Raw genomic sequence first — 9,120 nt, forward strand, 5'->3', positions numbered from 1 at the left:
ACATTCGCGGAGCAAGGTACCCCGCCGGCGTGAGCGAACCCCGAAGATTCAGCTCAAGCGCCCAGACCCATCGACTGGCGGGTCGCTGCACGGAGCGCCTGGAAGCTCTGCGACAAGGTCCTGCCGCTGGTGTCCACCGACAGGTCGGCCTTCGAATAGAAGGCGGCGCGGCCGTTCAGGATGCGGCGCAGGTCTTCCATCGCTTCCCTGCTGGCGGCCATCGGACGGGTGTCGCCCTGCGCGGCCACGCGGCCCATGTGCTCCTCGGGCGCGGCCTGAAGCCACACGGTGGTGCAGTGCGCGAGCAGCTCGTTGAAGGTGGCCGGGTCGGACACGATGCCGCCGGGCGTGGCAATGACCACTTCGCTGTAGATCTGCACCGCCTCCTCCAGCGCGCGGCGCTCGTAGCGACGGTAGGCGTTGGTGCCGTACAGGTCGTGGATCTCGCGCACGCTGCAGCCCGCGAGCTTCTCGATCTCGCGGCTCAGTTCGATGAACGGGATCTCGAGGTCTTCCGCCAGCATCTGCCCCAGCGTCGACTTGCCCGCGCCGCGCAGGCCCACGAGCGCGATGCGGCGGTGCCGCGCCGGATCGACCGAGGCCGTGCCCAGCAGTTCGCCGAGCGCCACACGCACGCGGCGCAGGTCGGCTTCGCTGCGGTGTTCGAGCAGCTCGCGGATCAGCAGCCACTCGGGTGAGCTGGTCGTCACGTCGCCCACCAGCTCGGCCAGCGAGCAGTGCAGCGCGCCGGCCACCTGCTGCAGCACGAGGATCGACGCGTTGCCGATGCCGTATTCGAGATTGGCGAGGTGGCGCTCCGACACCTCCGCTGCAACGGCCACGGCCTTGCGCGTGAGGCCGCGCTGCGCGCGCAGGTTGCGCACCCGATCGCCCAATGCCGCCAGCAGCGGGTTCTTCGCCTCTCCTGCAGGCGCAAGGCCGTTGCCGGGGCCGCCACTTTCCGGCGCGGTGGCCAGCACCGCGTCTACATGCTCGTTCATGCAATTCCTCGTTCTTCACCGGAATTGTGCGCGCTCAGGGTAAACACCATGGATGCACTATATTGCTTGACACTCATTGTCTCGATGCTTATCGTTCGGCCACACGCAAGATACTGCACACGCAGAGATTCTGCAAGGTAGTTCAAAAGTTCGAGGCCCCACGATGTCCGACCGAAGCACCGCCGCCACAGGCAAGGAAGCATTTCACCAGCTGATTGCAGGCTTGACCGCCGAGATCGCCGGCAGGCCGCTCGACAGCGCGCTCGACCAGTGGCTCAACGCCACCCACGGCGCAGGCAGCGCCCGCTTCGAGCAGCTGCGCCAGGCCTGCATCGGCGGCGTCGCCGAAGGCTGGCTGTGCGAGCGCGAGGGCGGCGGCATCCGGTACGGCCGCGTCTTCAAGGCAGAGGACGCGCTGCACCGCTTCTCGGTCGACGTGGTCGACATGCAGGACATCGCCGGCCCGCACCACACGCACCCCAACGGCGAGATCGACCTGATCATGCCGCTGGAGGGCAGCGCCGACGCCACCTTCGACGGGCGCCCGGCAGGCTGGTGCGTCTACGGGCCCGGCACCGCGCACCGCCCGACCGTGGCGCAAGGCCGCGCGCTCGTTCTCTATCTGCTGCCCGAAGGGCAGATCAAGTTCACCCCATGACCGAACTCCTTCCCAACTACGTCGCCGGCCGCTGGCAAAGCGGATCGGGCGCCGGCACGCCCCTGTTCGACCCGGTCCTGGGCACCGAGCTCGCACGCATCGACGCCACCGGCCTCGACCTGCCCGAAGCTTTTGCCTTCGCCCGCGAACAGGGCGGCAATGCGTTGCGCGCCCTCACCTACCGCCAGCGCGCTGGGCTGCTCGCAGCCATCGTGAAAGTGCTGCAGGCCAACCGCGACGCCTATTACGACATCGCCACCGCCAACTCCGGCACCGTGAAGAACGACTCGGCCGTCGACATCGACGGCGCGATCTTCACGCTCGGCCAGTACGCCAAGTGGGGCGACACGCTCGGCGACGTGCGTGCGCTGCGCGACGGCGAGGCGGTCAAGCTCGGCAAGGAGCCGGTGTTCCAGTCGCAGCACCTGCAGGTGCCGACGCATGGCGTGGCGCTGTTCATCAACGCCTTCAACTTCCCGTCGTGGGGCTTGTGGGAAAAGGCCGCGCCCGCACTGCTGTCGGGCGTGCCCGTGATCGTGAAGCCCGCCACGGCCACCGCGTGGCTCACGCAGCGCATGGTGAAGGACGTGGTCGACGCGGGCGTGCTGCCCGCCGGCGCGCTGTCCATCGTCTGCGGCAGCTCGGCCGGATTGATGGATGCGCTGCAACCTTTCGACGTGGCCTCGTTCACCGGCTCGGCCGAGACGGCCGCGGTGATCCGCTCGCACCCCGCAGTGGCCGAACGCTCGGTGCGCGTGAACATCGAGGCCGACAGCCTCAACAGCGCCCTGCTGCTGCCCGGCGCAGCGCCTGCCAGCGAGGCCTTCAACCTGCTCGTGCGCGAAGTGGTGCGCGAGATGACGGTGAAGTCGGGCCAGAAGTGCACCGCCATCCGCCGCATCCTGGTGCCGGCCGAGGTGTACGACGCCGCGGCCGAAGCCATCGGCGCCAAACTCGCGGGCATCACGGTGGGCAATCCGCGCAGCGAGAGCGTGCGCATGGGCTCGCTCGTGAGCCGCGCACAGCTGAATGCGGTGCGCGACGGCCTCGACGCGCTGGCCACGCAGACCACCGTGCTGCACGACAGCCGCAACAAGCCGCTCATCGATGCCGACCCGAAGGTCGCCGCCTGCATCGGACCCGTGCTGCTGGGCGCGCGCGACGCCGATGCGGCGCAGCGCGTGCACGATGTGGAAGTGTTCGGGCCGGTGGCCACGCTGCTGCCGTACCGCGATCTCGCGCACGGCATCGCACTTGCGCACCGCGGCCAGGGCTCGCTCGTGACCTCCCTGTATGGCAGCGACGACGCCGCGCTCGCGCAGGCTGCGCTGTCGGTCGCACCGAGCCACGGCCGCGTGCACGTCATCACCCCCGAGGTGGCGCAGGCCCACACCGGCCACGGCAACGTGATGCCGATGTCGATGCACGGCGGTCCCGGCCGCGCGGGCGGCGGCGCCGAACTGGGCGGCCTGCGCGCGCTCGATTTCTATCACCGCCGAAGCGCGGTGCAGGCAAGCCCCGGCGTGCTCGCCGCACTCGGCCTCTAGAACGAGAGACACGGCCGAAGGAGACAAGACCATGACCCTGCCCACACGATTCAACTTCGCCGAGCACCTGTTCGCCCTTAACCGCGGCCGCGCCGATCGCACCGCCTACATCGACGACCGCGGCACGCTGAGCTACGGCCAGCTCGAAGACCGCGCGCGCCGCCTCGCCGCCGCGTTGAAGGCGGCAGGCATCCGCCGCGAAGAGCGCGTGCTGCTGCTGATGCTCGACGGCAACGACTGGCCGGTGAGCTTTCTCGGCTGCCTCTATGCCGGCGTGGTGCCCGTGGCCGTCAACACGCTGCTCACGCCCGACGACTACGCCTACATGCTCGATCACAGCCGCGCGCAGGCCGTGCTGGTGTCCGGCGCACTGCTGCCGACGCTGCAGCAGGCGATGGCGCGCGGCGGCCATGAAGTGCAGGCGCTGATCGTGTCGCAGCCCGCGGGTACGCTGCCCGAGGGCGCACAGGAATTCGAAGCCGCGCTCGCCGCCGCCCCGCCCCTGGCATCGCCGGCGCAGACCGCTTCCGACGACCCCGGCTTCTGGCTCTACTCCTCCGGCTCCACCGGCAAGCCCAAGGGCACGGTCCACACGCATGCCAACCTGTGGTGGACGGCCGAGCTTTACGGCAAGCCCGTGCTCGGCCTCACCGAGAACGACGTGTGCTTCTCGGCCGCCAAGATGTACTTCGCATACGGGCTGGGCAACGCGCTGACCTTTCCGCTGTCGGTCGGTGCCACCGTGGTGCTGATGGCCGAACGGCCCACGCCCGACGCCACCTTCCGCCGCTGGGTGGAGCACAAGCCCACCGTGTTCTTCGGCGCGCCCACCGGCTTTGCCGGCATGCTCGCCTCGCCGAAGCTGCCGGCGCGCGAAGCCGTGGCGCTGCGCATGTGCTCCTCGGCCGGCGAGGCACTGCCCGGCGAACTCGCGCAGCGCTTCAAGGCGCACTTCGGCTGCGAGATCATCGACGGCATCGGCTCGACCGAGATGCTGCACATCTTCATCTCCAACCGGCCCGGCGACGTGCGCTACGGCACCACCGGCCGGCCGGTGGAGGGCTACGAGGTCGAGCTGCGCGGCGAGGACGGCCGCCCCGTGCCCGACGGCGAGGTGGGCGACCTCTACATCCGCGGCCCCAGTTCGGCGCTGATGTACTGGAACAACCGCGAGAAGTCGCGCGAGACCTTCCAGGGCGGCTGGACCAAGAGCGGCGACAAGTACACGCGCGACGCCGACGGCTACTACACCTACGCCGGGCGCAGCGACGACATGCTGAAGGTCAGCGGCATCTACGTGTCGCCCTTCGAGGTCGAGGCCACGCTGATGCAGCACCCGGCGGTGCTGGAAGCCGCGGTGATCGGCAAGGAGGACGCCGAAGGGCTGACGAAGACCAAGGCCTTCGTCGTTCTGAAGGATGGCGCCGCGGTGACCGAGGAAGAGCTGAAGGCCTTCGTCAAGGAACGCCTCGCGCCGTACAAGTACCCGCGGTTCCTGGAGTTCGTGAGCGAGCTGCCGAAGACGGCGACGGGGAAGATCCAGCGGTTCAGGTTGCGCGAGAGGGAAAAGCAGGCGTGATACGCACCCCGTCTTCCTCTTTCCCCCTCCCCCGCTGGGGGAGGGCCGGGGTGGGGGCATCGGCCTTCATGCACGCGCAGCCCTTGCAGGCGCCGCTTGCCCCCATCCCAACCTTCCCCCAAAGGGGGAAGGAGCAACAGCCGGAGGCAACATGATGAGCACGGCGTTCGCCAACATCACCTGGCGCGGCCGCCCGGTCCGCATCGAGTGCCAATGGATCGCCCCGGAGCGCACCGATGCGCCATTGATCGTCTTCCTTCACGAAGGCCTCGGTTCCGTCGCCATGTGGAAGGATTTCCCGACGCGGCTGTGCGAAGCCGCCGGCGCCCGCGGCCTTGTCTTCTCGCGCCCGGGCTACGGCCGCTCCACCCCGCGCGCCGGCGACGAGACCTGGGACGTCGACTTCATGCACCGCCAGGCACATGAAGTGCTGCCCGCCCTCTTCGCCGCGCTCGAGCTCGGCGACGAGAAACCCTGGCTCTTCGGCCACAGCGACGGCGCCTCGATCTCGCTGCTGTATGCGGCGCGCTTTCCCGAGCGCGTGGCCGGCCTGGTGGTGCTGGCGCCGCACATCTTTGTCGAGGACGTGACGCTGGCCAACATCGAGCAGGCCCGGCTGGCCTACCTGGAGACCGACCTGCCGAAGAAGCTGGGCCGCTATCACGACGACGTCGATTCGGCCTTCTGGGGCTGGAACCGCGTCTGGCTCCATCTGCCTTTCAGGCAATGGAACATCGAAGCCGAGCTCGATGGCATCCGTTGCCCGATTCTTGCTATGCAGGGTATCGACGACGAGTACGGCACACTCGCGCAGATTCGCGGCATCGCCAGGCGCGTGCCGGGCACCGAGCTGCTGGAGCTGCCTGACTGCGGGCATTCCCCGCATCGCGACCAGCCCGAAAAAGCGATAGTGGCGACCGTTTCATTCATGGGCGACCGGAATCCCCGGTCAGGGAAAACTCGTGTTTGAGAGATAAATGATTTACCCTTAAAGTATCTGCGCCAGCGGCGGCGCGTCGTGAAGACACGCGCCCCAACCCGTCGCCCCCGTCTTCAAGCCGTTCCCCTTTCATTTCAATACCACGCCAGGAGATCACATGAGCACCCGCATCGCCCGCACCACCCTGACGGCCCTCGCCCTGGCCTGCATCGCCACGCTGGGCCACGCCCAGCAAGGCAAGCTCAAGGTCGGTCTGATGCTGCCCTACAGCGGCACCTACACCGCCCTGGGCGTGGCCATCGAGAACGGCTTCAAGCTCTACGTGGACGAGCACGGCGGCAAGCTCGCCGGCCGCGAGATCGAATACTTCAAGGTCGACGACGAGTCCGACCCTGCCAAGGCCACCGACAACGTCAACAAGCTCATCAAGCGCGACAACGTCGACGTGATCGTGGGCACCGTGCACTCGGGCGTCGCCATGGCCATGGCCAAGGCCGCGAAGGAAAGCGGCACCGTGCTGATCGTGCCCAATGCCGGTGCCGACGCGGTGACCGGCCCGATGTGCGCGCCCAACATCTTCCGCAGCTCGTTCAGCAACTGGCAGCCGGCCTACGCGATGGGCGAGGTGGCGGCCAAGCAGCAGGGCAAGAAGAAGGCGATGACCATCACCTGGAAGTACGCGGCCGGCGACGAGTCGGTTGCAGGCTTCAAGGAAGGCTTCGAGAAGAACGGCGGCAAGGTCGACAAGCAGCTCACGCTGCCCTTCCCCAACGTGGAATTCCAGGCGCTGCTGACCGAGATCGCGGCGGCCAAGCCCGATGCGGTGTACGCCTTCTTCGCCGGCGGCGGCGCGGTGAAGTTCGTGAAGGACTACCAGGCCGCCGGCCTGAACAAGACCATTCCGCTGTACGGCCCCGGCTTCCTCACCGACGGCACGCTCGACGCGCAGGGTGAATCTGCGCAGGGCATGCTCACCACGCTGCACTATGCCGACGGCCTGAACACCGCGCGCGACAACACCTTCCGCGTCGGCTATGCCAAGGCCTTCAAGCTGCAGCCCGACGTGTATGCGGTGCAGGGCTACGACGCGGCGCAGATGCTGGGCGTGGGCCTTGCCGCCACCAAGGGCGACATCTCGAAGAAGGCCGAGTTCACGGCCGCCATCGAGAAGGCGAAGATCGACAGCCCGCGCGGCACCTTCACGGTGAGCAAGTCGCACAACCCGGTGCAGGACATCTACCTGCGCAAGGTAGAAGGCAAGGAAAACAAGCTGGTGAGCACCGCGATCAAGGGTCTCGCCGACCCCGCTCGCGGTTGCCGGATGTAGACAAGGCACTCCCCCAGGCTGCGCACACTTCGTGTCGCTTCGCCTTCCCCCTCTCCGGGGGCGACACCTGCGGCCCGGCAAAGCCGGTTCCGCGGTGTCTCCCGAACATCGCGGGCGCTATCGCGCCACGCTCTCTTTCGGTCTCACAGGGATGACCTAACGTGGATTTCGGAACCTTCTTGGTCCAGTGCCTGAACTCGGTTCAGTACGGGCTCCTACTCTTCCTGGTGGCCTCGGGGCTGACGCTGATCTTCGGGATCATGGGCGTCATCAACCTTGCGCACGGCAGCTTCTACATGATCGGCGCGTACATGGCGTTCGCGCTTGCGCCGCTGTTCGGCGACCAGTTCCTGCTGATGCTGGTGGCCGGCGTGGTGCTGGCGGCCGTCTTCGGCTACCTGCTCGAATGGGCCTTCTTCAGCTACCTCTACCAGCGCGACCACCTGCAGCAGGTGCTGATGACCTACGGGCTCATCCTGGTGTTCGAGGAGCTGCGCTCCATCCTCGTGGGCAACGACGTGCACGGCGTGAAGGTGCCGGCATGGCTCGACGGCAGCTTCGCGCTGGGCAACGTCATGAGCTATCCGTGGTATCGCCTCTTCGCCTCGGCCGCCTGCATCGTGCTGGCCGTGGCGCTGTACTGGGTGGTCAACCGCACGCGGCTGGGCATGATGATCCGCGCTGGTGCGAGCAACCGCGACATGGTGCGCGGCCTGGGCATCGACGTGAAGCGGCTCTACCGCATCGTGTTCGCGGCGGGCGTGGCGCTGGCGGCGCTGGCCGGCATGATCGCGGCGCCGATGTCCTCGGTGTACCCGAACATGGGTGCGAGCGTGCTCATCATCTGCTTCGTGCTGGTGGTGATCGGCGGCATCGGCTCGATCACGGGCGCGCTGGTGGCCTCGCTGCTGGTGGGCTTCGTCGATACCTTCGGCAAGGTGTTCTTCGCGGACCTGAGCGGCATCGGCATCTACCTGCTGATGGCCATCGTGCTGATATGGAAGCCCGAAGGGCTGATGGGGAGGCGGCCATGAAGAAGACCGCATTCCTCGTGCCGGCGCTGTGCGCCGTGCTCATCGGCGTGGCGGGCCCGTTCATGGGCAACTACGTTTCCGACTTCGTCGTGAAGATCATGATCCTGTCGATCTTCGCGCTGAGCCTCGAACTGCTGGTCGGCATGACGGGGCTCGTGAGCCTGGGCCATGCGGCCTTCTACGGCATCGGCGCATACGTCACGGTGCTCGCTTCAGGCAGCGAAGGCGGCAACTTCGCGCTGCTGCTGCCGCTGGCCATGGGTGCGGCGGCGCTGTATGCGCTGTTCGTCGGTGCATTGAGCCTGCGCACGCGCGGCGTGTACTTCATCATGGTGACGCTGGCCTTCGCGCAGATGGCCTTCTTCGTGTTCCACGACACCAAGGTCGGCGGCGGCAGCGACGGCATCTACATGTACGTGCGGCCCGCCCTCGGCGCGCTCGACATGGAGAACCGCACGGTGCTGTTCTACGTGGTGCTGGCCTCGCTGGTGTTCACCTACGGGCTGCTGGCGCTCATCCGCCGCTCGCGCTTCGGTGCGGCGCTGGCGGGCATCCGCGTGAACGAGCAGCGCATGCGCGCCGCGGGCTTCTCGGTGTATGCCTACAAGCTCGCGGCCTTCGTGCTGGCGGGTGCATTGGCCGGGCTTGCCGGCTTCCTGCTGGCCTCGCGCGATGGCGTGGTCAACCCGGAACTGATGGCATGGCACAACTCGGGCGAGGTGCTGCTGATGGTGATCCTCGGCGGCCTCGGCCACCTGCGCGGCGCGGTGATCGGCGCCATCGCGTTCACGCTGCTGAAGGAGATCTTCTCGACGCATGCGGTGATGGGCCCGATGGCAGACCACTGGCAGCTGACGCTGGGCCTGACGATCATCGTGTTCGTGGCGCTGCTGCCCAAGGGGCTGATCGGGCTTGTGAAGCGCCTGTCGCCGAAGGAGGCCGTGTGAAGTCAGCTCTCCCCCAGGCTTCGCGCACTTCGTGTCGCTTCGCCACCCCCCTCACCGGGGGCAACACCAGCGGCCCGGCAAAGCCGG

The 9,120-nt window shown here is 67.7% G+C and carries 8 protein-coding genes; 7 read left to right on the forward strand and 1 reads right to left on the reverse strand.

Going from position 1 to position 9,120, the window contains the following annotated elements; genetic code table 11:
• Positions 1-53: 53 nt before the first annotated feature.
• Entirely contained in the window at positions 54-1,001 is a 948-nt protein-coding gene (locus tag PMI12_RS12310; protein ID WP_007832639.1) for a helix-turn-helix transcriptional regulator, read from the reverse strand.
• Positions 1,002-1,164: 163 nt separating this feature from the next.
• On the opposite strand from PMI12_RS12310, the gene PMI12_RS12315 reads away from it, so the two are divergent.
• The 7 genes from PMI12_RS12315 (at position 1,165) to PMI12_RS12345 (ending at position 9,033) form a co-directional block, all read left to right on the forward strand.
• Complete coding sequence (locus PMI12_RS12315) at positions 1,165-1,659, forward strand: 4-hydroxylaminobenzoate lyase (protein ID WP_007832641.1); 495 nt, start codon at positions 1,165-1,167, stop codon at positions 1,657-1,659.
• On the forward strand, positions 1,656-3,206 hold the full coding sequence (locus PMI12_RS12320; RefSeq protein WP_007832643.1) for a 3,4-dehydroadipyl-CoA semialdehyde dehydrogenase: 1,551 nt from the start codon (positions 1,656-1,658) through the stop codon (positions 3,204-3,206). Before PMI12_RS12315 ends, PMI12_RS12320 begins: the two co-directional genes overlap by 4 nt.
• 31 nt (positions 3,207-3,237) lie before the next feature.
• Positions 3,238-4,785 (forward strand): benzoate-CoA ligase family protein, encoded by a 1,548-nt coding sequence (locus tag PMI12_RS12325; RefSeq protein WP_007832646.1) that lies wholly within the window; start codon positions 3,238-3,240, stop codon positions 4,783-4,785.
• A 154-nt stretch (positions 4,786-4,939) separates the two neighbouring features.
• Entirely contained in the window at positions 4,940-5,755 is an 816-nt protein-coding gene (locus PMI12_RS12330) for an alpha/beta fold hydrolase (protein WP_007832652.1), read from the forward strand.
• 127 nt (positions 5,756-5,882) lie between these two features.
• Positions 5,883-7,052: an ABC transporter substrate-binding protein gene (locus PMI12_RS12335; protein ID WP_007832653.1), complete on the forward strand. Its 1,170-nt coding sequence runs from the start codon at positions 5,883-5,885 to the stop codon at positions 7,050-7,052.
• Between the two features lie 161 nt (positions 7,053-7,213).
• Positions 7,214-8,086: a branched-chain amino acid ABC transporter permease gene (locus PMI12_RS12340; RefSeq protein ID WP_007832654.1), complete on the forward strand. Its 873-nt coding sequence runs from the start codon at positions 7,214-7,216 to the stop codon at positions 8,084-8,086.
• The gene (locus tag PMI12_RS12345; RefSeq protein WP_007832655.1) at positions 8,083-9,033 is read left to right on the forward strand and encodes a branched-chain amino acid ABC transporter permease; all 951 of its coding nucleotides are present in this window, start codon (positions 8,083-8,085) and stop codon (positions 9,031-9,033) included. The genes PMI12_RS12340 and PMI12_RS12345 overlap by 4 nt, the downstream gene beginning before the upstream one ends.
• The last annotated feature ends 87 nt before the right edge of the window (positions 9,034-9,120 follow it).

It is taken from the genome of Variovorax sp. CF313, assembly GCF_000282635.1.
Taxonomy (GTDB): domain Bacteria; phylum Pseudomonadota; class Gammaproteobacteria; order Burkholderiales; family Burkholderiaceae_C; genus Variovorax.

Coding starts and splice junctions, on each gene's coding strand:
- PMI12_RS12345 (WP_007832655.1), top strand. CDS start 8,083: ATGAAGAAGACCGCATTCCTCGTGCCGGCGCTGTGCGCCGTGCTCATC.
- PMI12_RS12325 (WP_007832646.1), top strand. CDS start 3,238: ATGACCCTGCCCACACGATTCAACTTCGCCGAGCACCTGTTCGCCCTT.
- PMI12_RS12310 (WP_007832639.1), bottom strand. CDS start 1,001: ATGAACGAGCATGTAGACGCGGTGCTGGCCACCGCGCCGGAAAGTGGC.
- PMI12_RS12330 (WP_007832652.1), top strand. CDS start 4,940: ATGAGCACGGCGTTCGCCAACATCACCTGGCGCGGCCGCCCGGTCCGC.
- PMI12_RS12335 (WP_007832653.1), top strand. CDS start 5,883: ATGAGCACCCGCATCGCCCGCACCACCCTGACGGCCCTCGCCCTGGCC.
- PMI12_RS12315 (WP_007832641.1), top strand. CDS start 1,165: ATGTCCGACCGAAGCACCGCCGCCACAGGCAAGGAAGCATTTCACCAG.
- PMI12_RS12320 (WP_007832643.1), top strand. CDS start 1,656: ATGACCGAACTCCTTCCCAACTACGTCGCCGGCCGCTGGCAAAGCGGA.